Raw genomic sequence first — 24,514 nt, forward strand, 5'->3', positions numbered from 1 at the left:
GTCATTCACCTGGAAACTCAAGATGAAAACGGAAGGATTTTTACCAGAGGACAACCTGCAGAAATTATTTGATGCCTTGAACAGCGCAGGTTACCGCGTGATTGGCCCAAAAGTGCGGGATGGATCGATTGTCTATGAAGAGATAGGCGATCTATCGGAACTTCCCTGGGGGATAAGAGATCGGCAGAATCCCGGAGAATACACCCTCCGGCAAACGGCAGACAAGAAAGCGTTTGCCTTTGCCAATGGCGCAGAAGCCATAAAACCGCTCTTATTTAAACCTCGGGAGACGGTCTGGCGAGTCGCGCGCGATGAGGGAGGCAAATTAACATTCCAACCAGCGAATGCGCATGAGCCTCCTGTGGCAATAATCGGAGCGCGTGCCTGTGATTTGGCGGCAATGAAAATACAGGATAAAGTGTTTTTATCCGGAAAAAATGTAGATATGCTCTATCGCACGCGGCGGGAACAATTATTCATCGTTGCGGTCAATTGTGCCTACTCATCCAGTAACTGTTTTTGTGTTTCAGCGGGCACCGGGCCTGAAGTTCAGGATAGCTATGATATTTTAATGTCTGAAATTGGAGGTGGTTTTTTACTCAGATCAGGCAGCAGCCGCGGACAGGATATTCTTGTTGGCTTGCCTTTAAAAAAACCAGAATCTCATCATTTTTCAGCGGCAAAAGAGCAAGTTGAACAGGCAAAATCCATGCAAACCAAGCGGATTCCTCTCGATAATCAGCGTGGGTTGCGCGATCTCCTTTTTGCCAATTTAAATCATTCCCGTTGGGATGATGTTGCCGAACGATGTCTTTCTTGCGGCAATTGCACTTTGGTTTGCCCTACTTGTTTTTGCCACAGCGAATCAGATAAACCGGCGCTGGATGGGAAAAGCAGCGAGCATCAGCGCGAATGGGATTCCTGCTTTACTGCGGGGCACAGCTATCTTGGCGGCAAGCCCATAAGAGAGGATACGAAAAAGCGTTACCGCCAATGGCTGACCCATAAGGTAGGCAGCTGGTTTGATCAGTTCGACACCAGCGGCTGCGTGGGTTGCGGGCGTTGCGTGACCTGGTGCCCCGTAGGGATTGATTTGACTGAAGAGCTGGCGGCTATCTCCGGGGAGTCCAATATCAAGGAAGAAGGATAAATGCCATGGAGCCAAATCCCTGTTTACCTGTTGCTGCAGAAATTATTGAACGCATCCAGGAGTCTCCTGCCATTTTCACTCTAAAAGCCCGCCTTATAGGGCCGGATTCCTGTTTTTCATTTAAGCCCGGGCAATTTAACATGCTATATCATTTCGGTGTTGGCGAAGTACCAATCTCTATTGCATCCGATCCGGCTGAAAAAAAATTCATCAGCCATACGATTCGTGCTGTAGGACGGGTAACCAGGGCCATGCAGAATCTTAAGGCAGGTGATTATATTGCCTTGCGGGGGCCATTTGGTTCTGGCTGGCCGCTTGAAAAAGCGCGGCAGAAGGATGTGGTCATCATCAGCGGTGGGCTTGGATGTGCGCCTACTGTGTCAGTCATCAAGTATATTATGGCAAGGCGTAATCAATATGGAAAAGTATTTATAATCCAGGGCGTCAAGCACAGCGATGATTTGATTTACCGCAGGCAATATGAATCATGGCAAAAAATGCCTGACGTCACAGTCAGGATTGCCGCCGACGTTGCGGGCCCGAAATGGCCATGGCGAGCGGGATTGGCGACGGATTTATTGCATCCTTTGCCTTTATCGCCAGAAAAAACCATCATTATGATGTGCGGACCGGAAATGATGATGAAAGCAGCTGTCAAAATTCTTGGGGAAAAAAATATACCGGAAAGCGCGATTTATCTCAGCATGGAGCGCAACATGGAATGCGGTATTGGCCATTGCGGGCATTGCCAGTATGGGGGATTATTTATCTGCAAGGATGGTCCGGTTTTTGCCTATCCAAAAGTGAAATCCCTATTTTCTGAGCCGGGGTTTTAGAATCTTTGCTGGAGGATGTGATGAGAAAGCCGCGTCTTGCCGTTTATAAATTTACTTCCTGCGATGGTTGCCAGTTAGCCTTTTTAAATTCCGGCGAGATGCTTTTGACATTGGCAGAATTGGTAGACATCACCCATTTTGCCGAGGCGGGGTATATTGATACGGAATCCCAGGTTGATATCACTTTTGTCGAAGGAAGTGTTTCAACCCCTGATGAAATAAAACGGATAAACCATATCCGCGCCAGAACAAGATATCTCCTGACTATAGGCGCTTGCGCTACGGCAGGCGGTATACAGGCTTTACGCAATGCCGCCCAATATGATGACTGGATGGCCAGCGTTTATGCGAGTCCCGAGATGATACAATCCCTGGATACTTCAACCGCTATTGGCAACCATGTAAAAGTAGACTGGGAGCTTTGGGGCTGCCCTGTGAATACCGAGCAGGTCATGAGCGCCATACGCTCATTGTTGTTTGATGCAAAGCCCAACATTAAACGCGATGCAGTGTGTATGGAATGTAAGCGGTTGGGTTATGTTTGCGTGCTGGTTACAAAAAAAGAGCCCTGCATGGGGCCTGTCACCCAAACTGGATGCGGGGCATTATGCCCTGGGGTGCTGCGCGCCTGTTATGCCTGTTATGGGCCTTCTGAAAACCCTAACGCGCGATCGCTTGGAGGATCGTTTCAACGGGCTGGCTTGAGTAAAACTGACGTTGCCAGGCGTTTTATGCATATTAATAATCAGGCGCCGGCTTTTCAGCAGGCGGCAGGCTATTTTAAAGGAATTAAAATTGTCAAAAAATGAAACCAAACTGATTCAGGTACCTATTCTTGCCCGGGTTGAAGGTGAGGGCGCGCTGAAAATTCACATTAAAGGCGAGCATATTCAAACTTTGCAGTTGAAAATATATGAGCCGCCGAGATTATTTGAAAAATTTTTGGAAGGCAGAAGGTATGATGAGGTCTTGGATATTGTCGCAAGAATTTGCGGCATCTGTCCTGTTGCCTATCAAATGAGCGCGGCTCATGCCATTGAGCAGTGTTTTTCTTTAACGCCCAATCATTGGGTTTCCGAAATGCGCCGCTTGTTTTATTGCGGGGAATGGATTGAAAGCCATAGCCTGCATATTCATTTTTTAGCGGCTCCCGATTTTTTGGGTTTTCCTTCAGCGCCAGAGATGGCAAAAAAATTTCCTGAAGAAGTGCGCCGCGGATTGCGTCTGCAGGCTTTAGGCAATGAGTTGATTCGTTTTCTTGGCGGGCGTTCGGTTCATCCGGTCGGCGCCGCAATTGGCGGATTTTATAAAGCCCCCAGTCAAAGTGAAGCTAAAAGAATGCTTGAAAAAATTCAGGCAGCCATAACCGACTGTGAAGCTTTGCTAGCCTGGGTTTTACTGCTTCCATTGCCGGATAATACCCAGAAATTTACCTGTGTTTCCCTAAGGAATGCAAAAGAGTATCCGATGAATGAAGGGCATATTGTTTCTGATGGCGGGCTTAATATTCTGCCCTCAGAGTTTGAAAATTATTTCAAGGAATTTCAGGTGCCTTATTCCACGGCGCTGCATTGCCTTTTGCAGGGGAAGCCTTATCTCGTAGGTCCTCTGGCGAGAGTGAACTTGAATTTTGACTGCCTGCCGGAATCCATTCAGGGGGCGGTTAAGAAAACAGGATTTCAATTTCCAAGCTACAATATGCACCACAGCATTGCCGCTCGTGCCATTGAAATATTCTACGGCGTTTTAGAGGCGGAGCGGATTTTAAAAAATTATGTTTATCCAGAGTCATCTCGCTGCGCCTATACGGTAAAGCCTGGAACCGGATACGGCGCCACCGAGGCGCCTCGCGGATTACTTTGGCATAAATATATGCTGGATGAAAATGGTTTTGTCCAATCTTCCCGTATCGTGCCGCCGACGAGCCAGAACCAGGCGCGCATGGAGTGCGATTTGCGCCAATCGTTGTATCAGTTTGGTTTAAAACATACTGAGGAACAATTGCGTGCTTACAGCGAAATGGTCATTAGAAATTATGACCCTTGTATTTCCTGCTCGACACATTTCTTAAAACTGCACCTCAGAAGAACATGATAAAAGTTCTTGGCATAGGCTCCCCGTTTGGAGATGACTCTCTGGGGTGGGAGGTGGTCAAACAGCTGCAAGCTCAGGAGGTATTCCAATCAGTTGCACCTCATCAGTTACAATTCATTATTTGCGACCGCCCAGGCCTTGGATTGCTGCAATGGATGCGAGGGGCGGATGTTGCGTTTATTGTTGATGCCGTCCAAAGCCATGGTTCAGCAGGTTTTGTTCATCGGTTTGAAGATGAGGATATTTTAAGCTTGCCAAATGCGCTATCCAGCCATGAGCTCGGCCTTGCTCAGGCAATCCAGATTGGCAAAGCCATAGAAGATTTACCGGAAAAGCTGATTTTCTATGGGATAGAAATTGATGGCGCAAGCTATGATTTTCAGCTTAAAAGCATTATAAAAGAATCGATACATGAGCTGACTCAGCAAATGCAGCAGGAAATAATACAGTTTTTAAGCCATGACTGAATGGACGCTTCGAGCCTGTGTTTTGGCGCAAAATAATTTTGGTTTACGGTTCAAATTTCTGATAATCAGGATACCACATGGTTTCCTTTATTTTTTTCTCTATGTCTTCATCCGTCATGTTATCTGCATGATCTTCTTCAATGGCCTTTTTGATGACGGCTTTTGCGATGTGTTGGCTGACTTCGCGGATAGAGTTTAACTCCGGAAGCAGGCGGCCTTCACCCGTTTTCATGGCAGGCGCAAGTTCACTTAAAGCCAGCGCTGCAGTCATCATCATGCCATCGGTTACCCGCCTTGCATGAGCCGCTACCACACCAAGCCCGACACCCGGAAAAATATAGGAGTTGTTACACTGGGCAACTGGAATCAAATGACCGTTATAATTGACAGCTTCAAAGGGGCTGCCTGTTGCGATGAGCGCTTTTCCTTTTGTCCAGTTGAGCAAGTCAATGGGAGCGGCTTCTGCCCGAGAGGTTGGATTGGAAAGCGGAAAAATAATCGGACGAGGGCAATAGCTTGCCATAGACTGAACGACAGCTTGCGTAAATTGTTGCGGCTGTCCTGAGACTCCTAACAAAATGGTGGGTTGGGCATTATTCACCACATCCTGAAGGCCGATTTGCGGGGGAGTTTTGAGATCCCAGCCTTGGAGGTTTCCATGGTTGCGGGCAAACGGCTTTTGAAAAGGCAATAAATCAGCCATTTTGTCGTGCAGCAAACCGAATCGGTCAACCAGGTAAAATCGCGAGCGCGCTTCTGATTCAGAAAGACCTTGGTTTATCATGGCGCAGACCAGTTGCTCGCTGATGCCGCAGCCAGCTGATCCTGCACCTAATAGGGCAATTCGATGTTCTTTTAAAGGGATCCCGCAGACGTTGGTTGCAGCAATTATTGCAGCCACTGCCACAGCGGCAGTACCCTGGATATCATCATTGAAAGTACAGAGTTCATTCCGATAGCGCTCCAACAAGGGGTATGCGTGAAGCTGCGCAAAATCCTCAAACTGCAACAACGCTTTCGGGAAATGGCGCTTCACACCTTTGACGAATTGGTCGACAAATTCATCATATTCATCGCCGCTGATGCGGCTATGGCGCCAGCCAAGGTATTCAGGATCAGCGAGTTTCTCCTGGTTATTGGTGCCTACATCCAGAATAACAGGCAGCGTTTGCGCGGGATCAATTCCGCCACAGGCCGTATAAAGCGATAGCTTGCCAATCGGTATTCCAAGTCCGCCCGCTCCCTGATCGCCCAAACCTAAAATTCGCTCACCATCCGTGACGACGATGACACGTACATCGCGGCGCTTGGCTAATGAACTTAAAATAGCATCCATTTTGTGCACCTCGGGGTAACTGATGAATAACCCGCGCGGTTGGCGATAAATATGGTGGAAATACTGACATGCCTCTCCCACGACAGGAGTATAAATAATTGGCATCATCTCTTCGAGATTGTCGATGATAAAGCGGTAAAACAAAATTTCATTGCGGTCCTGCAGCGCGCGTAGATAAATATGCTGTTCAAGCGGAGTTATTTTAGCAGAATAGGCATCACGGCAGCGTAAAAGCTGGTCTTCTATGGTTTCTGTGCTGCAAGGCAGCAGACCCATCAGGTCCAAAGCTTCTTTTTCTTCAGCAGTGAATGCTGTGCCTTTATTCAGTAATGGATCTCTTAACAGGGTCCGGCCGCACTCTTTCACTTTAATTGCCATGGAGAACTCCTTTTCGAATGGCAGGTTATTGTTGCTGCTTTAAGTTACCTATCATTTCAAGTCATGAATTATTTTAAAACTATAGCAAACAAAGTGAGCGAATGCTTTTGGGCGGCCTTGTCCCAGTCCCCGCTATTGCTGCCATTAAACTTATCGTCAAGCCGCAGGTTTTCATGGCAAATAAAGCATCGTCAATTTCAAAAAAGTGTTCAATAAAGATACCAATTTGCCGAGCTTTCTGGTATAATTTGCGCCAATTTATTCAGTTCAGTCTAGGAGTGACATTGTCTGACTCGATTGCATTAGATTCACAGGCCTCGCTGCCAAGAGGCGATTGGATGGCGTGGCTGGTTTGCCTTTCTGCCGGATTGTTTTTCTTCTATGAGTTTTTTCAGTTGAATCTGTTTGATGTAATCAATGAACCGCTGCGTGCGGAATTTCAGATTGATGCCGCAGAACTCAGCTGGATGTCCAGCACTTATTTATGGGCCGACATCCTTTTTCTCCTGCCTGCCGGCATTATTCTTGACCGCTTTTCTACCCGGCTTGTGATTCTTTCTGCCATGTTGGTCTGTATTATCGGGACTGTTGGATTTGCACTGACCAGCTCTTTTGCAGTCGCGTCCTTCTTCCATTTTCTTTCAGGCATTGGCAATGCATTTTGTTTTTTATCCTGCGTGGTGTTGGTATCGCGCTGGTTTCCGCCTCGCCGCCAGGCACTGGTAATCGGCTGTGTTGTGACCATGGCGTTTATTGGCGGCATGATGGCGCATACGCCTTTGGCTTATCTAAATGCCCATTTTGGCTGGCGCGATTCTTTACTCATTGATGGGGGAGTGGGTATTCTACTGTTTGCCTGGATTCTTTTAGTTGTTAAAGATACTCCAAAATTGTCTTGCCCTGCGCTTGTAAGTGAGGCAAAAGAAACCGCAAAGCCCGATTTTCTAAAAGCGCTGGCCAATCCGCAAAACTGGCTCGCCGGCATTTATACCTCCTGCCTGAATTTGCCCATTATGGTTTTATGCGCATTATGGGGCGCAAGTTACCTCGCCACAGTGCATCATTTGCCTGAAATTGCCGCAAGCAACATCGTAAGTTTGATTTTAGTCGGCAGTATTATTGGTTGCCCTTTGGTCGGCTGGCTTTCTGATCGCATGGGCAGCCGAAAGCCATTAATGTATATCGGTGCCGTGGCGGCATTGTTGCTCGTTATTCCTTTATTTGCCGGCACTGCTTTATCTGAAACCACTTTAAGTTTACTATTCTTCGCTTTGGGCGTATTTACCAGTACCCAGGTTATTACCTACCCTCTGGTGGCTGAAAGCAATTCTGCCGGTAATACTGGCGGGGCAACGGGTATTGCTTCGGTCATCATTATGGGTGGGGGCGGAGTAGGCCAGGTTCTGTTTGGCTTTTTGATGCATCAGCATGCCGGCAATAATGCGCAGTATACGGTCGCTGATTTTCAGTACGCCATGTGGATATTTCCCATCGCTTTTCTGGCTGCCTTGCTGGCGCTCTTTCTGACCCGCGAGACTAATTGTAAACGTTTAACAGATTAAGGAGTTTTTATGCAGCAGGCGGTTGAAAACTATAATCGGTTCGACCTGATAAAAATATCTCTGTTGCCCTGGATGGTTTGCTTTGCTGCCTCTTTATTTTTCTTTTATGAATTTATCCAGGGAAACATGTTTGCATCGATTGCGGACAGCATCATGCAGGATTTTCATATTGAAGCGGATAAGATGGCATATTTATCCAGTATTTATTACGTGTCTAATGTTATTTTTCTCTTGATCGCCGGCATGCTGCTTGACCGATTTTCAACGAAGAAAACGATTTTAATCGCCATGCTGCTTTGCGTCTTAAGCACATTTTTGATGGCGAAAGCCCATTCTTTTTATTTTGCGCTTTTTTGCCGTTTTATCACGGGGATTGGCAGTGCTTTTTGTTTCCTGGGGCCGATTAGAATTGCGTCACGCTGGTTCCCTCCTCAGCGTATGGCCTTGGTCACAGGAGTTGTTGTGACTTTGGCGATGAGCGGCGGTATGCTGGCGCAGTATCCCTTGACCAAGCTTGTGCTTTATGCGGGTTGGCGTGATTCATTGATCTATGTTGGTTGGCTGGGTGTGGCAATGCTCTTTTTTATGGCTTACTGGATCAAAGACAATCCGAACGGATTTGACAAGGAGGATGATAAGCCTGAGTTAAGCATCATGACCACCGCTAAAAAAGCCTATTTAAACCTGCAAACACTGAGTGCCGCATTGTATACCAGCTTAATGAACATGCCGGTGGCCGTGTTGGGGGCAATGATTGGTTCCCTGTATTTGATGCAGCGTCTGGGAATTGATAAGGAAAGCGCCTCTATGGTAAATTCCATGCTTTTTCTAGGCGCCATTATCGGTGGGCCCGTAATTGGCTGGTATTCCGATAAACTGGGCTTGCGCAAGCCGCCGATGATGGTTGGCGTCAGTGTTTCTTTAATTATTTTTTTAGGGATCCTCTACCTTCCCCTTTCAGTGGTTGGAATGGCGGTTTTATTTTTCCTGCTTGGTTTTTTTACAGCTGCCCAAGTTATCAGTTATGCCCTTGTTGCAGAAAGTAATTCCCCTGCCATGACAGCAACAGCTGTCAGTGTGGTGTCTATCTTGACCCAGGGGGGATATGTGGTTTATCAAAATTTATTCAGCAGGATATTAATGTGGCATGGAGAAATGAAAATCGTTGACAAGATTCCCGTTTATTCATTTGCTGATTATCAAACAGCAGCGATGATCATTCCTGTTGGTCTTGTTATTGCCTTGCTTGCTATTGTTAAATTAAAGGAAACATATTGCCGGCAGGCCCAAGGATAAACAATGACTGGACGCGTTTGTGTTTTATTAATGGATTCTTTTGGCATTGGCGAAAGTCTTGATGCCGGACGTTATGGCGATAAAGGCGCTGATACCTTTGGCCATATCCATAAGATGTGCGAAGCGGGTCATGCTGATGTAGAAAATCTGCGCAAGGGTCCGCTGTCATTGCCTAATTTAACAAGATACGGCATCTATCACGCGGCTGTAGCCAGCTCTGGTATTCGCCTTTTGGATTTATCAACGCTTCCTGAACCGGAAGGGTTATATGGATATGCTGTTGAACAAAGTCTTGGTAAAGATACGCCGAGCGGCCACTGGGAACTCGCGGGCGTGCCGGTCATGTTTTCCTGGGGCTATTTTCCTGAAACCGTTCCCTGCTTTCCGCCTGAATTGATTGATGAGTTTGTTAAACGTGCCGCATTGCCCGGCGTTCTTGGCCAAAAACATGCCTCAGGTACAGTGATTATCGAAGAATTGGGGGAAGAGCATATCAAAACGGGCAAGCCCATTGTCTACACTTCAGCGGACAGCGTATTTCAAATAGCAGCACATGAAAAGCATTTCGGATTGCAAAGACTTTATGACATTTGCGAGATAGCACGCACGCTGGTGGATCAGTATCAAATTGGCCGGGTGATAGCCCGGCCATTTACCGGTTCCCGAGGTTCTTTTAAACGCACAGGCAACAGGCGTGATTATTCTATCCCGCCACCAGAGCCGACTTTGCTGGACATGCTGAAGAATGCCGGCCGCGAAGTCATCGCAATAGGCAAAGTGGCTGATATCTATGCGCACCAGGGAATTACAGAAACCATCAAAGCCGATGGCAACATGGCTCTATTTGACGCTACCCTTGAAGCCATGAAACATGCGCCGTCCGGCAGTTTAGTGTTCGCCAATTTTGTAGATTTTGATTCTGCTTACGGCCATCGCCGTGACGCGGCAGGCTATGCACATGCGCTTGAACAGTTTGATGCCCGCATTCCTGAACTTGAAGCCTTGCTTAAACCTGAAGATTGTGTGGTTATAGCTGCTGATCATGGCTGTGATCCAACGTTTCCAGGCTCTGATCATACCCGTGAACATATTCCCGTATTAATGTTTGGGCCAAAAATTAAAAGTAAATTTATTGGAAGACGCGACACATTTGCCGATATTGGCCAAAGTATTGCGGAACATTTAAAAATCCCGCCTCTTTTACGCGGAGTATCTTTTCTTAAGACATCATGATTTATCCCGACTCATTTCGCGATTACTGCGCGACGTTGGAGGTTAAATTCACGTCTTTACGCAGAGAAATTCTCTATATCCTCTGGCAGGCTAAAAAACCGCTTAAAGCTTATGAGGTACTGGACAAGCTCCTGCAAACAAAACCCAACTCCAAAGCGCCCAGTGTTTATCGAGCCCTGCTGTTCTTTGCCGAACGCGGCATTGTGCATAAAATTGACTCCATCCAGAGTTACACTCTGTGTTGTGAGCCTGAAAAACACTTGTTTTCCGAAGTGCTTATGGTTTGCAACGAGTGTCATCAAGTTATCGAAGTTTATGACGCAACCGTGCAGGCTCTAGTTTTAAAACTTGCTGATCAGAATTATTTCAAGCTGAAACAGGATATTATCGAATTAAAAGGAACTTGTAGGCGCTGCGAAGGGCTTTTGGCCGAACAAAAACAGATCCTGGCTCATGCCTCCCCGTAAATCTATTTTGCTATAATTAACACAATTTACGCTGCAAAGGATTTGTTAACCAACAGCCAGGAGAAAGTCATGTTAAGTTGGGCGACTTTATTCTTTATTATTGCAATCATTGCGGGTATTTTGGGGTTTGGCGGCATTGCAGGGGCAGCTGCCGGAATAGCAAAGATCCTCTTTTTTGTATTTCTCATAGCCTTTGTGGTTTTTCTTGTTTTGGGCAGACAGCCGCCTGTTTAAAAAGAGTAGATAACCATCTTGCCTAAGCCCAAAACGTTGAAAATGCATTCGAGCCATTGATTTTTTGTCAATCGCCCCCATTTTGTGATCTTTAACTTTGTGAGGAATCGTTTTGGAACAATTTCACGGTACAACTATTCTCTCCGTCAGAAGAGGAAATAAAGTCGTTATTGGGGGCGATGGGCAGGTGACATTGGGCAACACTGTCATGAAAGGCAATGCCCGTAAGGTCAGACGTTTGTATAAAGACAAAGTCATTGCAGGATTTGCAGGGGGAACTGCTGATGCTTTTACCCTTTTTGAACGCTTTGAAAGTAAACTGGAATTGCATCAGGGCCATCTGGTGCGCGCTGCGGTAGAGTTGGCAAAGGATTGGCGTACGGATAAAATCCTTCGCCGGTTGGAAGCTTTATTAGCGGTCGCAGACCATAAGTCTTCCCTGATTATCACAGGAAACGGCGATGTGATTGAACCTGAAGAGAGTTTAATGGCAATTGGCTCAGGCGGCCCATTTGCGCAGGCAGCGGCCCGCGCCATGCTTGAAAATACCGATTTGCCTGCCAGTGAGATTGTCCGAAAAGCATTGACCATTGCCGGTGAAATATGCATTTATACCAACCACAATTTAACCATAGAAGAATTAGATAGCGAGTAATTCGATGACAGAAATTAAATCCGTGATGACTCCCCGCGAGATAGTAGAAGAATTGGATAATCACATTATTGGGCAGGACCAGGCAAAGCGTGCTGTTGCTATTGCGCTTCGCAACCGCTGGCGCCGCATGCAAATAGAAGATAGCACGCTTCGCAATGAAATCATGCCCAAAAATATTTTGATGATAGGCCCCACCGGTGTCGGAAAAACCGAAATTGCGCGAAGGCTCGCACGACTTGCAAAAGCGCCTTTTATTAAAGTGGAAGCGACTAAGTTTACGGAAATCGGTTATGTTGGGCGTGATGTTGACTCTATTATCCGAGATCTCGCTGATATTGCAGTGAAACAGGAGCGCGAACTGGCGATGAAAAAAGTGCAGCGCCAGGCCGAAGACGCAGCAGAAGAGCGGATTCTGGATGCACTGCTGCCGCCGCCCCGAGGCGTTGCCGCAGAAAAGGAAAGTTCTGCACGCCAGGTATTTCGCAAGCAGTTACGCGAAGGGAAACTTGATGAGAATGAAATTGAAATTGAGGTGGCAGCCTCCCCGGTGGGGGTTGAAATTATGGCTCCCCCCGGCATGGAAGAAATGACCAACCAATTGCAATCCATGTTTCAACAAATCGGCAGCGGACGGACAAAAACCCGAAAGCTTACCGTACGCAAGGCAATGAAAATTTTATGTGAAGAAGAAGCTTCGAAATTGATTAATGAGGAAGATATAAAAACCCGCGCCATTGAAAATGTAGAACAAAACGGCATCGTATTTCTTGACGAAATCGACAAGATTACCAAGCGTCCGGAATACGGCGGAGATGTTTCTCGCGAGGGCGTGCAGCGGGATTTGTTGCCTTTGGTGGAAGGGACGACGGTTTCAACCAAATATGGCATGATAAAATCTGATCATATTTTGTTTATCGCATCAGGGGCTTTCCATGTGGCCAAGCCATCTGATTTAATTGCTGAACTCCAGGGAAGGTTGCCTATTCGGGTAGAACTCTCGGCCTTGGGTGTTGATGATTTTGTGCGGATTTTAACAGAACCCAGCGCCTCATTGACGGAACAGTATTGCGCGTTAATGGCAACTGAGGGCCTGACACTCAAGTTTTTACCATCCGGCATCCGACGAATCGCAGAGGTTGCCTGGCAGGTGAATGAGCGTACTGAAAATATTGGTGCGAGGCGGTTATATACGGTGATGGAGCGGTTATTGGAGGTCATTTCCTTTGAAGCCACCGATAAATCAGGAGAGATTGTCGAAATTGATGTTGAGTATGTCAATCATCATTTAGGAAAACTTGTTGCCGATGAGGACTTGGCCCGTTACATTTTATAAATGAATGTATTTCCTGACAGTTTAAAGCTCAGCCAGCCTGGACTTGACGAAATCGTAATCCGGGCTTGGCCGGGCACTGGCCTAGCCATGGCGGAAAAGCTGATCCAGGGTCATACCAAGGCTTTCTTTTAATTCCTGGTTAACCTTTTTAATTTCTGCAATCCATCTTTTGGCATCCGGCGAATCAATGGTTTTTAACTCACTGCCAGTAGGCAGACGATAGGGCAACAGTTTGAGGAATTCATATAAACTAAGCCGGGTTAGGTCGCGGCTCAATATATAGTCGCCCTCGATTGTTGCTGTAATCAGTTTAAGTTCAAGGAATTTGGCAAGCATTTTATCCACGTCAATTTCAAATGGCTGCTCACTGACCTCAGTCAGCGTTTCAAGCGATACGCTATGTCCATGCTGTTGAGCCTTCCACAAGCATTGTAGCCACAACAGCGCATGGGAAAAACCATCAAGGGGAGCCCCTTTTCGCCTTTTGTGATGCACCGAGAGCGCATAACTGATTTCAGCGCCGAGCAAGGTAATCAGCCAAACCCAGTATATCCAGATTAAAAAAATCGGTATCGTAGCAAAAGCGCCGTACAGTAATTCGTAAGTGTCAATTTGACTGAGATAAAAAGCAAAGGCATGCTTGGCTGTTTCAAACAATAACGCAGCAACAGCAGCACCGATGATTCCATGTGTGATTCTAACCGGGCAGTTTGGAACAACCACGTAAAGAAAAGTAAAACCAATGAGAGAAAGGAAAAAAGGAATGCTGTTAAAAACCAGGGATGGCGCATAATAACCCCTGATGAGGGGAAGAGAAACAAAATACGAACTTGCAGCCAGGCTTAAACCAAGCAGAAATGGTGCAAGCGACAGAATGGCCCAGTAAAGCAAAAAAGCGGTGACGCCATGCCTTGAAGTGCTGACCCGCCATATTTTATTCATTGAGCGCTCGATGGTATACATGACAAGGAGAGCGGTGACAAAGAGAAAAATCACGCCAATTACAGAGAGTTTTGTGACTTGCCTTGCAAAAAGCTGTAAATAATTCTGAATGATTTTACCTGTAGCCGGCACAAAATTCTCAAAAATAAAATCCTGCAGCGGCTGGGCGAGTTTCTGAAAAACTGGAAAAGATGACAGAATTGAAAATCCGACCGACATCAAAGGCACGATGGCGAGTAATGTGGCAAAAGCCAACGCCGAAGCGCGATAGGTACAATCGTCTTCAATAAAGTGCTTTATGACAAAGCGGGTGAAGCGCTTGCCCTCGTTGATTCGATTAGATAGCCATTTCTTTAATCGGAAGAGATCCACTGTCTTTTTTGCCTCCTGACATCCTGTTGAGAGGTATGGGTATTAATCGCCCGCATTTTGCCGCAATATCTTTTTACTGCGGCAAAAGCATCAATTAGTAATTGTTACCCTGAGCTGACTCATCTGTTGATTCAGATGCAAGCTTGGATGCGCTTTGATCGATGCGCAATTCAAGCCAGATGGCATTTAAAATCGCAAATGTGCAAGCAAGACCTGTGCCCAAGATCCAGGAAAAATACCACATAAGACCTCCTAATAAGCAGATTCCTGATTTTCAGCAATCCCAGTTTCTGTAACCTTGCCTCTTAATACCCGATATACCCAGGCAGTGTACGCGAGAATTATCGGCATCAATACAACTGTTGCTGCAAGCATGATATAAAGGGTCAATTGGCTTGACGAGCTATCCCAAACCAGCAGGCTTTGGGAAGGGTTGCTTGAGGAAGGAAGAATAAAGGGAAACATGCTGACGCCAACAGTGGCAATAATGCTGCCCACTGTAATTGAGCTGAATATGAATGCAATTCCGGCAAATCTCGTCAACAATATGGCCAATAGCGCTGAAAGAATTGCAGCAATGGGGACGCCCATAAGCAAAGGAAAGCCCAAGTAATTTGCGAACCAGGCATTGTTCTCGCGAATTACAGTTTTATGCAAAGGATTAGAAGGGCCGTCATGGGCAAGGAGGCTCGTCAGGCTATACCCGTCAATCCCATAATAAACCCATATTCCGCCTGCAATAAATAACAAAACAGTCAGAAGTGCGCATGCCCTGGCGGCCGCAATTGATCTGTTCTGCAAATGGCCTTCTGTTTTTATATTTAAAAAAAACGCACCGTGCATGGCTAACATCATGACAGAAAGCACACCGCATAATAAAGCAAATGGATTTAACAGAGCCAGAAAAGTTCCTGTATAAAAAACGCGGAGGCTGTCGTCAAAATTAAACGGCACCCCTTGCAACACGTTGCCGACCGCGACGCCGAAAATCAAAGCGGGCACAAAGCCGCCGATGAAGAGGCAGGTATCCCAAATGGTTCGCCAGGTACGGTTGTCAAGTTTTGACCGGTATTTAAATCCAACAGGACGCAAAATAAGCGCAAGCAATATGACAAGCATGGCAAGATAAAATCCCGAAAAGGAAAGCGCATAAAGCGCGGGCCATGCGGCAAATATGGCGCCGCCGCCAAGAATGAACCAGACTTGATTACCCTCCCAGGTAGGGCCGATGCTGTTGATTAATATTCTGCGCTCCATGTCTGTTTTGGTCATGACAGGCAGCCACATGGCAACCCCCAGATCAAAACCGTCCATAATTGCAAAACCAATTAACAAGACACCCAGCAAAACCCACCAGATGATCCGCAATGTTTCATAATCCAAGGTCATAAGCTTTCTCCAAAAATCGTTTCGATTTTAGAACAGGTTTTTATCTTAATGAGCCATATTATCAGGGCCGAGCCGGATGTATTTAATCATCAAGTAAACCTCAACCACAGCAAGCACGGTATAAAAAATGATAAATCCCGAAAGTGAAGTCAGTACTTGCGCAACACTGATCGATGACACGCCAAGATGGGTGGGCAGTATCCCATTGACCACCCATGGCTGACGTCCATACTCCGCCACAACCCAGCCAAGTTCCGCGGCTATCCAGGGCAGAGGCAGCGACCAGAAGGACAAATGCAAAAACCAGCGGGTTGTGTGCAATTTACGTTTGATAGACAAATAAAACCCGGTTGCAAAGAGGAAAATAAAAAAGAAACCGCAGGCTACCATAATCCGGAATGAGAAAAACAATGGTGTCACGTGAGGGCGTAAATCATTTGCTGCTTTATCAATTTGCTCTTCGCTGGCATCGGTGACTGTTTCAGTATATTTTTTTAACAAGAGGCCGTATCCCAGAAATTCGCCATGGGCTTTAAAGTCGGCTTTTGCTTGCTCATCCTTGGGGTTTTTTTGTAATCGGGTAAGCGCGTCATAAGCCAGTATGCCTTCTCGAATTTTTTCTTTGCCCTCTGCGACAAGTTCATTCATGCCTTCCAGCGGTTCAGAAATAGAACGGGTTGCAATTAAGCCCAAAACATAAGGCACTTCAAAGCCGTAATCGGTAGACATGGTTTTTTCATTGGGCCATCCAAGAACGGTTAAACCTGCCGGCGGTTTTTCTGTATGCCACATCGCTTCCATTGCGGCCAGTTTCATTTTCTGAGTGTGGTTTGCAACGTAGCCGCTTTCGTCGCCCAGTACGACCACAGATAAGGCTGAAGCCAGGCCAAATGATGCAGCCACGGTCATTGACCGTTTGGCAAATGCTTCATTTCGCCCGCGCAGCAGGAAATAAGCGCTAACTGCCAGCACAAAAATAGCGCCGGTCACATAGCCGGCGCTGATGGTATGAACAAATTTAGCTTGGGCTACGGGGTTAAACAGCACTTCAAAAAAATCATTGACTTCCATGCGCATCGTTTCAAAATCAAATTGCGCCCCCACCGGATTTCCCATCCAGCCATTGGCAATTAAAATCCAGAGTGCTGATAAATTAGTCCCCAGGGCCAAAAGCCATGTGCAACACATATGTTGAAACCGGCTTAATTTATTCCAGCCAAAGAAAAACAAGCCGACAAACGTTGCTTCCAGAAAAAAAGCCATCAAGCCTTCGATAGCGAGCGGCGCGCCAAAAACATCGCCAACATAATGAGAGTAATAAGCCCAGTTGGTGCCAAACTGAAATTCCAGCGTTAGCCCTGTGGCAACACCCAAAACAAAATTGATACCAAAAAGAATGCCCCAGTACTTAACCATTTGCCGCCAGATTTCTCTGCCGGTCATGACAAAAACTGTCTCCATGATGGCGAGGAGTACCGATAATCCGAGGGTAAGGGGCACAAACAGGAAGTGATATAAAGCAGTGAGCGCAAATTGCAGACGGGAGAGATCGACAACATCAAAACCAAACATGGTATACCTCGCTATCAATATTTTAAAAATGGCAAGCATTCTTTCAGATAACAGAGCAAACTCTTAATCTGAAAAGGTTAAGCTTCCTTAATCTGTATGTTTTGTAAATGCTTGGGCGAAGTGGACTGGATTTTATTTACTTCAGAACCTAGTAGCCATTGGCGTGCGTCTTTTTGGGGTTTTTCAATACCCTTAAAACACAGTACCCATAAAGCCGTGAGCAGGGTAAATTTGACAAGGAGTGTTACAAGAACATCGCGTGTCAGAGGTTTCATGGCAGTAGTCCGATTAAATTTAGGTTGCTGATGTACCGGGTCAGTGAGGATTATAACAGATATGTCATAAACAAAAACATCTTTGTTATGGATATGCTTCGTGCAAAAAGTCGAACATCGCGTTAAAAAATTAAATCCTTTTTTGTTGCAGCTTATTGCTGATCAGATAATAATCACTGTCTACAAAAAGTAGACAAAAAATGTGTTCTGAATTATAATTATTGCGCAACCCCAAATATAGAGTGTTATCATGCCTGCAAATTCTTTCTCTATTTACAAGCCGGATGAAGTTGAAAACGTCATTGTCGGTACGGATTTTTTTTCCTTGATTGAAGCAATCAATATTGGTGAAGACGCAGGTGAACAAAAACCGAAAACGCTTCTCATCCGCAATTATCTGGAAAAAGATGAAACTCTTCTTGCGGAACCATTCATTGAGAAGCTGCTTGAAGGTTATGAGGATAAAGAAAATAGCCAGGTTCAAAACATTTTAAGCAAAAAACCGCTCACTAAATCGGATTTAACCAAACTTCTGCAGTATGATTCATTCATTGATCATATCTTTAAAAATTGTAAAGACAAGAATGTAGCAACAGAAGTCAAACAGAATAAGGCCGCTAAAACCTGGGATGATTTGCTTGCTTTTCTCATCAAAACAGCACGATTCCATGGCGCGGTGATTGACCCCCTCTATAATATCAGTAATGTTGAAAACGACATCCAAAAAAAATATAAGCAGGTTAAGAACATTGTTAATCCTCTGAAAATTTCAGAAGCTCCCAAAAATGAAGAAGTCGAAACCGTGATTGTAGGCGCAGGCCCTATTGGGCTTTTAAATGCAATTGGGTTGTTGCATAACAAGCCTGACATGAAGCTTGTTATTCTTGAAAAATATGATGAATACAAGCGCAACCATACCTTAATGGTTGATTACCGGCAAATTGAGAAGTTCTTAAAGGTCAGCTCCAATCCGAATCCTGATCCTGCCATTGCGGAATTGGTGAGGCGCACGAAAAAGAACAAATACATCCGCATTTCTGAAATTGAACATTTGCTGAAAAACCGTGCTGTGGAATTAGGCGCTCACCTGATTACGGGCCATGGCGTCGCTGATGTTCAAAAGGAAATATTTGAAACATATCCCAATGCCGGCTTAATCATTGGCGCAGATGGAACGCGAAGCGTGGTTTCCCAGCAGGCTATGGGAAATATCAGTCAGTATCAAGTTGTAGCAGGGCAGGGAGATGATGAAGAACTCCAAGAGAATGCAATTCATGTAAGCCGCGGCAACGACGGTAAAATCCAGTATTCCATGAAAACAATTGATGGAAAAGAAGTTAGGAATATAGCAACGGATATTGATGCCCCTCAAACGTTGGGTGAGCAAGATATTGAGCCTCTTAAAAAGGATATTCAAACAGCTGCAGCCAGAAATTATCACGCGGGCAATACCGTCAAGCGAGAGTTTGATTTTGTTTTGCAGTTTCGTTTTGAAATAGAAGGCGAGGCGCCTGCTATTCCGCTGCCAACCCTTGTACGTTTCATGCAGAATTATGGGCTGACCTGCGATGAATATGTGGGTAAAACCGATGCTCAGGGTAAGACCCCCATCACGTTTCAAATGATGATTTCCAAAGAGCATTATCAAATCCTTGAAAAATTTGCCAAATCCGGCAATCCTGTTAAACCCTTTTCAGGCACGGATGAGGAAAGGATGGCCCAGGTTCCCGAGATTTTAATGCAGCAGCTTAAAGGATACCTTGGCTTGCGATTGCGGCACTTCACCGGAGAAGATGATATTGTAGCCCTTGACAAGGCAACCATCAGTGTCAATGAAGCGCCGGCTACCTTTGCCAAAGAAGTCTACAAAAAAGTGAATGATCGCCGCGTGCTTTTACTTGGGGATGCAGGTCTTGGTTTATCCTATTTCAAAGGAATTAATGCCGGATTTGAAGCATCGGCCAAAGCATTTCCGCATTTGCTTAAAGATGCGAAAGAAAGCGATACCGGCCTTAAAGATGAATACAAGGATTGGTTTGAAAACACTTACGCCCCGCAAAAAGTCAATGAAGTTCGTGATTACAGCGTATTTCGCATTGGTCTTTTGGTTCGCTTCTTTAAAACGCTGCAGTTTATTTTCCGCAGTGACTTGTTGATGCGCGGCGAAACAGCTGAAAAAACCGTTGATTTATACCTAGGTCATTTAAAAGCGGTTCGGGCCGAGCAGGATAAAATGGTCACTTTTATACCCAAAAAGCGCCCCTCTTTTGCACAGTTATGGTATAACTTTAAAGCCAAAGTTAAAGATGTATCGCCTTATACGTTGGCTTCCGTTTCCTCTGCCAGCGAGTCTTTGGAGTCATTTTCATCAGAAATGGAAGAGCCGCCTGTGCCAAAATTGCCTAAATGGACCCATGCCTATGAGCATAACGGCAAGCGGCTAGAGAGTGTTTTAACCTTCAGGCCCAAGGACAGCTGGATAATTCTTCGTGAAATTGGTAAAAATATTAAGGAAGGAGTTAAGCCCTATAAATCCTGGTTTTATGTTTTAAGAGATTTGGCAGCGCCGCTTAGGGCATTATACAACCTCCTTGCAGGCATCACCTTGATCCTGACAGCATTGCCTATCGAATTATTTAAAGGAGTTTATGGGCTGTTGTTTCCTGCCCAAAATGAAACCCGCCTGTCTAATCTCGGCATCAGTGTCGTTTCATTTTTCAGCAGGCTGCTGGAAGGCGTATCCCGCCTGGTTCTCGCGGTTAGCCTCGCTGTTTCAACGGTTTTTCTGCCGTTTAAATTAGGAGCCCGTGGCATCAGTACCTTGGCGCACCATTTAAAAGAGCCCTTGATTATTGAAAACAACCATAGAATCAAGACATTAGTCCATGATGGCGAAGAGATATTGCCCAAGGTTGAAGAAGTTAATAGGCAAAATGAAGAACTGGATCAAACCAGCGGTATTGAAGCACTAAACAATACTTCCGTGAATGCGAATAAAAAACCATTAGAGGTTAAAAAATTATCTTCTATCGCATTGGAATTGCATACACAGTATGAAAAATATGCGAGCCGCCATCAGGCAACCAATGTTTCAAAAGAAGATGAAAAGAAAGCTTACAAAGAGTGCGTCAGTAAAGGAGATGCAGAATCCTATCACCGCTATTTTGGCCTATTTAAGCCAAAAGCTCCTGTTAAAGCTCAAGAGGAGATTAAGCTCGATAACCTGAAGCTTCAATAAGCCAAAAAATTCAATTCACCTGCCAGCCCGGATTAGACCAGTTATAATCCGGGATTTTCTTAAATTTGCGTATGAGCAACACTAATACCGTACATTCCACAACCAGCAAAGATGCCGACCTCAAAACCCATCCGTGAGGTTTGATCTGATTTGGGTTATCATCCATTTTTTATTCCAAAGAAGTAAAAAACTTGAAAGGCAGATCCTTGAGGATAAAACAATCTGTCAGCCTTAAGAGATCCTTAAGGCTTATGCTGGTCACCTTTTATGGTTTGGGCACCATTTTGGGGGCGGGCATTTATGTGCTGATAGGCAAGGTTGCAGCCCAGGCAGGTATTTATACCCCTCTGGCTTTTTTGCTTGCCTCATTGATTGCATTTTTTACTGCTGTTTCCTATGCGGAATTGAGCTCCCGATATCCATTGAGCGCTGGAGAAGCGGCATATGTTGAAGAAGCCTTTCAAAAAAAATGGTTGTCCCAATTAATTGGCTGGCTTGTCGTTTTGACGGGCGTTGTGTCTGCTGCAGCCATCACGCAGGGATTTGTTGGATATTTACAGGTTTTTGTGACACTTCCCCAATGGCTTGCTGTCTTTTTGCTGTTGTTTTGTATGGGCGCGGTTGCTGTTTTGGGCATCACTGAGTCTGCCGTAATGGTTATGATCATTACCCTGATTGAACTTCTCGGCCTGTTGCTTATTCTGTTTTATGCCGCAGACAGTTTTCAAAAATTGCCCGTGCTTTGGCAAGAGAAGCCGCCTTTCATGCTCAAGGATTGGGCCGGGGTTATTTCAGGGGCTTTTATTGCTTTTTATGCCTATATTGGCTTTGAAGATATGGTTAACATCGCAGAAGAAATAAAAAATCCTGAAAAAACGCTGCCGGCCGCAATTTTCCTGGCGCTGGCCTTGGCGAGTTTTTTGTATATTATTGTCGCGTTGGCGATGATATTGGTATTGCCCATGTCTCTGTTGAGTACAACTGATGCGCCGCTTGCCGCGTTTATTACACAAAAAGGATATTCACCTTTTTTAATATCTCTCATTAGCATGGTGGCAATCGTTAATGGCGCTTTTGCCCAGATTATTATGGCTTCACGGGTGATTTACGGAATGGCAAAGAAGCAAAAAACACTGGCTTTTTTTGCAAGCGTCAATCCAAAAACCCAAACGCCAATTTGGGCCACGGCCTTTGTGGTCTTTATCATTCTTTTTTTAGCCTTGGGGTTTAATATCGAAGTGTTGGCAAAGGCGACAAGCAGCATCATTTTGTGCGTTTTTGCAGTCATTAATCTCGCTCTAATCGTCATCAAAGTGAAAGGTATTGATGCGGGAGCCGGGAAAAATTACTCGTTATTATTTCCTATGGTTGGTTTTTTGATTACCTTGGTATTTTTATTCAGCCAACTATGGTTTTAGGGCGTGTCATCCATTACTATTTCTGACTGTAAATTATACAAACTATCGTTTCATAAACGTAATTGATGATGCGCCCTCAATGAACAGGAGCTACAATGGCAAAACCCTATGTTTTGGTACTGTACTATTCGCGAACTGGCGCTGTAGCAAAACTTGCCCGGTATATCGCCCGCGGTGTGGAATTCATCGATGGAATTGAGGCTCGTCTGCGCACTGTACCTCCAGTATCCGCTACCTGTGAGGCAGTGGAGAAGTCCGTCCCTGATATTGGCGCGCCTTATGCAACGCTTGACGATCTTCGGGATTGCGCAGCGCTCGCATTAGGAAGTCCGACCCGGTTTGGCAATATGGCAGCCCCATTAAAATACTTTCTGGATGGGACAAGCTCTCTCTGGCTTTCCGGTCAGTTGGTGAACAAGCCTGCTGCAGTATTTTCTTCTTCGGCATCCATGCACGGCGGGCAGGAATCCACCTTACTCAGCATGATGCTGCCTTTGCTTCATCATGGCATGGTTCTTGTCGGCTTGCCTTATACCGAGCCGCCGCTCAATACCACTCAAACAGGGGGGACGCCTTATGGGGCTACGCATGTAGGGGGGGTGAATAATGACTATGATATTAGTCAGGACGAAATGAATTTGGCAAAAAAATTGGGTGAGCGTCTGGCAAGAATTGCCATGAAGCTGCGCCCGGTAGGTCAAGGTGAACCGTTGTGAAAGTTATCAGTTTTAACGCAAATGGGATTCGAGCCGCTGCTCGGAAGGGTTTTTATGAATGGCTCAATGCAAAACAGGCGGACTTTGTTTGTATCCAGGAAACGAAAGCACAAAGAACGCAACTCCTGCCCGAGTCGCTCTATTTTCCTGCCGATTATCACTGTGAATATTATGATGCGGTCAAAAAAGGCTACAGCGGGGTCGCGCTTTATGCGCGCCACAAGCCTGAAAAAATCGTTAAAGGACTGGGGTTTGATATTTGTGACATGGAGGGGCGCTATATCCAGTTTGATTATCCGGGTTTAAGCGTAATTTCCCTTTATTTGCCTTCCGGCACCAGCGGCGATGAGCGCCAAAAAATAAAATACGAGTTTCTTGCCCGTTTTGCCAAACATTTGCTGGCTTTGAAATCCGCGGGAAGGGAGCTGATTATTTGCGGTGACTATAATATTGCCCATAAAGAAATTGATTTAAAAAACTGGCGCAGCAACCAAAAAAACTCAGGATTTTTGCCCAAAGAGCGCGCATGGATGGACGATTTATTTGGCTCTATGGGGTTTATCGATGCGTTTCGAGTCATTAATCAGCAGGAAGAGCAATATACCTGGTGGTCAAACCGGGGGCTTGCTTTTGAAAAAAATGTTGGTTGGCGCATAGATTATCAAGTCATTACCCAAGGTCTGGCAAGCAGTGTGCACAGCGCGGAAATTTACCGTGATGAGCGTTTTTCAGACCATGCTCCCCTGCTAATTGAATATAAAGGAAAATGGTATGCTTAAACTTGCAAGCTGGAACGTTAATTCATTAAAAGTACGCTTGCCGCAAGTGCTCGATTGGATAAAAAAAACCAATGTTGATATTTTGGCTCTGCAGGAAACTAAAATTTTAGATGAATACTTTCCCAAAGAGCCATTTGAGGGTTTAGGATACAACGTGGCGTTTTCTGGGCAAAAAACATACAATGGCGTTGCCCTTATCAGCCGGCAACCGATAGCAGAAGTAACCTGTGAAATACCAGGATTTGAAGATACGCAGCGCAGGATGATCGCTGCAACTACCGCAGGGTGCCGCGTGCTTAATCTATATGTGCCAAACGGAAGTGAAATCGGTTCTGATAAATATCAATATAAGTTAAGTTGGCTTGAAAAAATCAGGGATTATATTGCTCATCAGCTTAAGCAATATACCAATCTTGCAGTGGTGGGCGACTTTAATATCGCGCCAAAAGATATCGATGTGCATGACCCGAAAGCCTGGGAGGGGTGTATCCATGTTAGCCCGCCGGAGCGAGAAGCATTTTTTGAATTGCTAAAACTGGGTTTAAAAGACAGCTTTCGCACGCTTAATCCCGATGAGCAAAAATTTAGCTGGTGGGATTATCGCGCAGGCGGTTTCCGGCGCAATAACGGCTTAAGAATTGATCACATCTTGTTGAGCGATGACATGCTGAAGCGTTGTGAGCAAAGCGGGATTGATATCGAGCCAAGGAGAGCTGCAAGGCCTTCAGATCATGCGCCAGTCTGGGTTCAATTAAAGTGAATCATGATCAAA

General features: G+C 45.5%; 23 protein-coding genes. 17 read left to right on the plus strand and 6 right to left on the minus strand.

Translation table 11 applies throughout. From position 1 onward, the window contains the following. Positions 1-22: 22 nt before the first annotated feature. The 5 genes from Llon_RS00585 to Llon_RS00605 are packed head-to-tail and all read left to right on the plus strand — an operon-like array spanning position 23 to position 4,547. Positions 23-1,150 carry a 4Fe-4S dicluster domain-containing protein gene (locus tag Llon_RS00585; RefSeq protein ID WP_058528133.1) on the plus strand — a complete coding sequence of 376 codons (1,128 nt, stop codon included), beginning with the start codon at positions 23-25 and terminating at the stop codon, positions 1,148-1,150. Next, on the plus strand, positions 1,147-1,986 hold the full coding sequence (locus Llon_RS00590) for an FAD/NAD(P)-binding protein (RefSeq protein ID WP_058528134.1): 840 nt from the start codon (positions 1,147-1,149) through the stop codon (positions 1,984-1,986). Before Llon_RS00585 ends, Llon_RS00590 begins: the two co-directional genes overlap by 4 nt. Positions 1,987-2,006: 20 nt before the next feature. Then, on the plus strand, positions 2,007-2,795 hold the full coding sequence (locus Llon_RS00595; protein WP_058528135.1) for an NADH-quinone oxidoreductase subunit B family protein: 789 nt from the start codon (positions 2,007-2,009) through the stop codon (positions 2,793-2,795). Continuing rightward, entirely contained in the window at positions 2,782-4,080 is a 1,299-nt protein-coding gene (locus tag Llon_RS00600) for a Ni/Fe hydrogenase subunit alpha (RefSeq protein WP_058528136.1), read from the plus strand. Before Llon_RS00595 ends, Llon_RS00600 begins: the two co-directional genes overlap by 14 nt. After that, positions 4,077-4,547, plus strand: a complete 471-nt coding sequence (locus Llon_RS00605; RefSeq protein ID WP_058528137.1) for a hydrogenase maturation protease — start codon at positions 4,077-4,079, stop codon at positions 4,545-4,547. Before Llon_RS00600 ends, Llon_RS00605 begins: the two co-directional genes overlap by 4 nt. A gap of 43 nt (positions 4,548-4,590) precedes the next feature. Here the strand turns inward: Llon_RS00605 and Llon_RS00610 are convergent, their stop codons facing one another. Beyond that, positions 4,591-6,261 (minus strand): NAD-dependent malic enzyme, encoded by a 1,671-nt coding sequence (locus Llon_RS00610; RefSeq protein ID WP_058528138.1) that lies wholly within the window; start codon positions 6,259-6,261, stop codon positions 4,591-4,593. A 284-nt stretch (positions 6,262-6,545) separates the two neighbouring features. Between Llon_RS00610 and Llon_RS00615 the strand changes: the two genes are divergently transcribed. From Llon_RS00615 to hslU, 7 genes are all read left to right on the plus strand, one after another. Then, positions 6,546-7,823, plus strand: coding sequence for an MFS transporter (locus Llon_RS00615; protein ID WP_058528254.1), 1,278 nt, complete (start codon positions 6,546-6,548; stop codon positions 7,821-7,823). Positions 7,824-7,832: 9 nt separating this feature from the next. Next, positions 7,833-9,119, plus strand: a complete 1,287-nt coding sequence (locus Llon_RS00620; RefSeq protein ID WP_058528139.1) for an MFS transporter — start codon at positions 7,833-7,835, stop codon at positions 9,117-9,119. 3 nt (positions 9,120-9,122) lie between these two features. Then, a complete protein-coding gene (locus Llon_RS00625; protein ID WP_058528140.1) occupies positions 9,123-10,352 on the plus strand; it encodes a phosphopentomutase in 1,230 nt (409 codons plus the stop codon). Then, positions 10,349-10,819, plus strand: a complete 471-nt coding sequence (locus Llon_RS00630) for a Fur family transcriptional regulator (RefSeq protein ID WP_058528141.1) — start codon at positions 10,349-10,351, stop codon at positions 10,817-10,819. The genes Llon_RS00625 and Llon_RS00630 overlap by 4 nt, the downstream gene beginning before the upstream one ends. Positions 10,820-10,888: 69 nt before the next feature. Further along, positions 10,889-11,053 (plus strand): DUF1328 family protein, encoded by a 165-nt coding sequence (locus Llon_RS11155; protein WP_065238247.1) that lies wholly within the window; start codon positions 10,889-10,891, stop codon positions 11,051-11,053. Between the two features lie 112 nt (positions 11,054-11,165). Next, positions 11,166-11,708: an ATP-dependent protease subunit HslV gene (gene hslV / locus Llon_RS00635; protein WP_058528142.1), complete on the plus strand. Its 543-nt coding sequence runs from the start codon at positions 11,166-11,168 to the stop codon at positions 11,706-11,708. 4 nt (positions 11,709-11,712) lie between these two features. Continuing rightward, a complete protein-coding gene (gene hslU, locus Llon_RS00640) occupies positions 11,713-13,041 on the plus strand; it encodes an ATP-dependent protease ATPase subunit HslU (RefSeq protein ID WP_202813335.1) in 1,329 nt (442 codons plus the stop codon). An 81-nt stretch (positions 13,042-13,122) separates the two neighbouring features. Here the strand turns inward: hslU and Llon_RS00645 are convergent, their stop codons facing one another. The 5 genes from Llon_RS00645 to cydP all read right to left on the minus strand — a co-directional run bounded on the left by Llon_RS00645 (position 13,123) and on the right by cydP (position 17,591). Continuing rightward, positions 13,123-14,355: a YihY family inner membrane protein gene (locus tag Llon_RS00645; protein WP_237758226.1), complete on the minus strand. Its 1,233-nt coding sequence runs from the start codon at positions 14,353-14,355 to the stop codon at positions 13,123-13,125. A gap of 94 nt (positions 14,356-14,449) precedes the next feature. After that, positions 14,450-14,599: a cytochrome bd-I oxidase subunit CydX gene (cydX, locus tag Llon_RS11160; RefSeq protein WP_065238248.1), complete on the minus strand. Its 150-nt coding sequence runs from the start codon at positions 14,597-14,599 to the stop codon at positions 14,450-14,452. Positions 14,600-14,607: 8 nt separating this feature from the next. Next, positions 14,608-15,744 carry a cytochrome d ubiquinol oxidase subunit II gene (cydB, locus tag Llon_RS00650; protein ID WP_058528143.1) on the minus strand — a complete coding sequence of 379 codons (1,137 nt, stop codon included), beginning with the start codon at positions 15,742-15,744 and terminating at the stop codon, positions 14,608-14,610. A gap of 45 nt (positions 15,745-15,789) precedes the next feature. Further along, positions 15,790-17,316, minus strand: coding sequence for a cytochrome ubiquinol oxidase subunit I (locus tag Llon_RS00655; RefSeq protein WP_058528144.1), 1,527 nt, complete (start codon positions 17,314-17,316; stop codon positions 15,790-15,792). Between the two features lie 77 nt (positions 17,317-17,393). Further along, on the minus strand, positions 17,394-17,591 hold the full coding sequence (gene cydP, locus Llon_RS00660) for a cytochrome oxidase putative small subunit CydP (protein ID WP_058528145.1): 198 nt from the start codon (positions 17,589-17,591) through the stop codon (positions 17,394-17,396). 250 nt (positions 17,592-17,841) lie between these two features. Here cydP and Llon_RS00665 point away from each other — a divergent pair, with 250 nt between their 5' ends. The 5 genes from Llon_RS00665 (at position 17,842) to xth (ending at position 24,502) form a co-directional block, all read left to right on the plus strand. Continuing rightward, positions 17,842-20,829, plus strand: coding sequence for an FAD-dependent monooxygenase family protein (locus Llon_RS00665; RefSeq protein WP_058528146.1), 2,988 nt, complete (start codon positions 17,842-17,844; stop codon positions 20,827-20,829). Positions 20,830-21,035: 206 nt separating this feature from the next. After that, on the plus strand, positions 21,036-22,247 hold the full coding sequence (locus tag Llon_RS00670) for an APC family permease (RefSeq protein ID WP_237758227.1): 1,212 nt from the start codon (positions 21,036-21,038) through the stop codon (positions 22,245-22,247). 95 nt (positions 22,248-22,342) lie between these two features. Continuing rightward, positions 22,343-22,963, plus strand: coding sequence for an NAD(P)H:quinone oxidoreductase (gene wrbA / locus Llon_RS00675; RefSeq protein WP_058528148.1), 621 nt, complete (start codon positions 22,343-22,345; stop codon positions 22,961-22,963). After that, on the plus strand, positions 22,960-23,742 hold the full coding sequence (locus Llon_RS00680) for an exodeoxyribonuclease III (RefSeq protein ID WP_058528149.1): 783 nt from the start codon (positions 22,960-22,962) through the stop codon (positions 23,740-23,742). Before wrbA ends, Llon_RS00680 begins: the two co-directional genes overlap by 4 nt. Then, positions 23,735-24,502 carry an exodeoxyribonuclease III gene (gene xth, locus Llon_RS00685; protein ID WP_058528150.1) on the plus strand — a complete coding sequence of 256 codons (768 nt, stop codon included), beginning with the start codon at positions 23,735-23,737 and terminating at the stop codon, positions 24,500-24,502. Before Llon_RS00680 ends, xth begins: the two co-directional genes overlap by 8 nt. Positions 24,503-24,514 lie beyond the last annotated feature (12 nt).

Origin of the sequence: Legionella londiniensis (assembly GCF_001467825.1) — a bacterium.
Classification (GTDB): domain Bacteria; phylum Pseudomonadota; class Gammaproteobacteria; order Legionellales; family Legionellaceae; genus Legionella_A; species Legionella_A londiniensis.

What these genes read in the sequence shown, in the direction of transcription:
- cydP (WP_058528145.1), bottom strand. Translation starts at nt 17,591, where the DNA reads ATGAAACCTCTGACACGCGATGTTCTTGTAACACTCCTTGTCAAATTT.
- Llon_RS11155 (WP_065238247.1), top strand. Translation starts at nt 10,889, where the DNA reads ATGTTAAGTTGGGCGACTTTATTCTTTATTATTGCAATCATTGCGGGT.
- Llon_RS00625 (WP_058528140.1), top strand. Translation starts at nt 9,123, where the DNA reads ATGACTGGACGCGTTTGTGTTTTATTAATGGATTCTTTTGGCATTGGC.
- wrbA (WP_058528148.1), top strand. Translation starts at nt 22,343, where the DNA reads ATGGCAAAACCCTATGTTTTGGTACTGTACTATTCGCGAACTGGCGCT.
- cydB (WP_058528143.1), bottom strand. Translation starts at nt 15,744, where the DNA reads ATGACCTTGGATTATGAAACATTGCGGATCATCTGGTGGGTTTTGCTG.
- cydX (WP_065238248.1), bottom strand. Translation starts at nt 14,599, where the DNA reads ATGTGGTATTTTTCCTGGATCTTGGGCACAGGTCTTGCTTGCACATTT.
- Llon_RS00605 (WP_058528137.1), top strand. Translation starts at nt 4,077, where the DNA reads ATGATAAAAGTTCTTGGCATAGGCTCCCCGTTTGGAGATGACTCTCTG.
- Llon_RS00585 (WP_058528133.1), top strand. Translation starts at nt 23, where the DNA reads ATGAAAACGGAAGGATTTTTACCAGAGGACAACCTGCAGAAATTATTT.
- hslU (WP_202813335.1), top strand. Translation starts at nt 11,713, where the DNA reads ATGACAGAAATTAAATCCGTGATGACTCCCCGCGAGATAGTAGAAGAA.
- Llon_RS00620 (WP_058528139.1), top strand. Translation starts at nt 7,833, where the DNA reads ATGCAGCAGGCGGTTGAAAACTATAATCGGTTCGACCTGATAAAAATA.
- Llon_RS00665 (WP_058528146.1), top strand. Translation starts at nt 17,842, where the DNA reads ATGCCTGCAAATTCTTTCTCTATTTACAAGCCGGATGAAGTTGAAAAC.
- Llon_RS00595 (WP_058528135.1), top strand. Translation starts at nt 2,007, where the DNA reads ATGAGAAAGCCGCGTCTTGCCGTTTATAAATTTACTTCCTGCGATGGT.
- Llon_RS00630 (WP_058528141.1), top strand. Translation starts at nt 10,349, where the DNA reads ATGATTTATCCCGACTCATTTCGCGATTACTGCGCGACGTTGGAGGTT.
- Llon_RS00610 (WP_058528138.1), bottom strand. Translation starts at nt 6,261, where the DNA reads ATGGCAATTAAAGTGAAAGAGTGCGGCCGGACCCTGTTAAGAGATCCA.
- Llon_RS00655 (WP_058528144.1), bottom strand. Translation starts at nt 17,316, where the DNA reads ATGTTTGGTTTTGATGTTGTCGATCTCTCCCGTCTGCAATTTGCGCTC.
- xth (WP_058528150.1), top strand. Translation starts at nt 23,735, where the DNA reads ATGCTTAAACTTGCAAGCTGGAACGTTAATTCATTAAAAGTACGCTTG.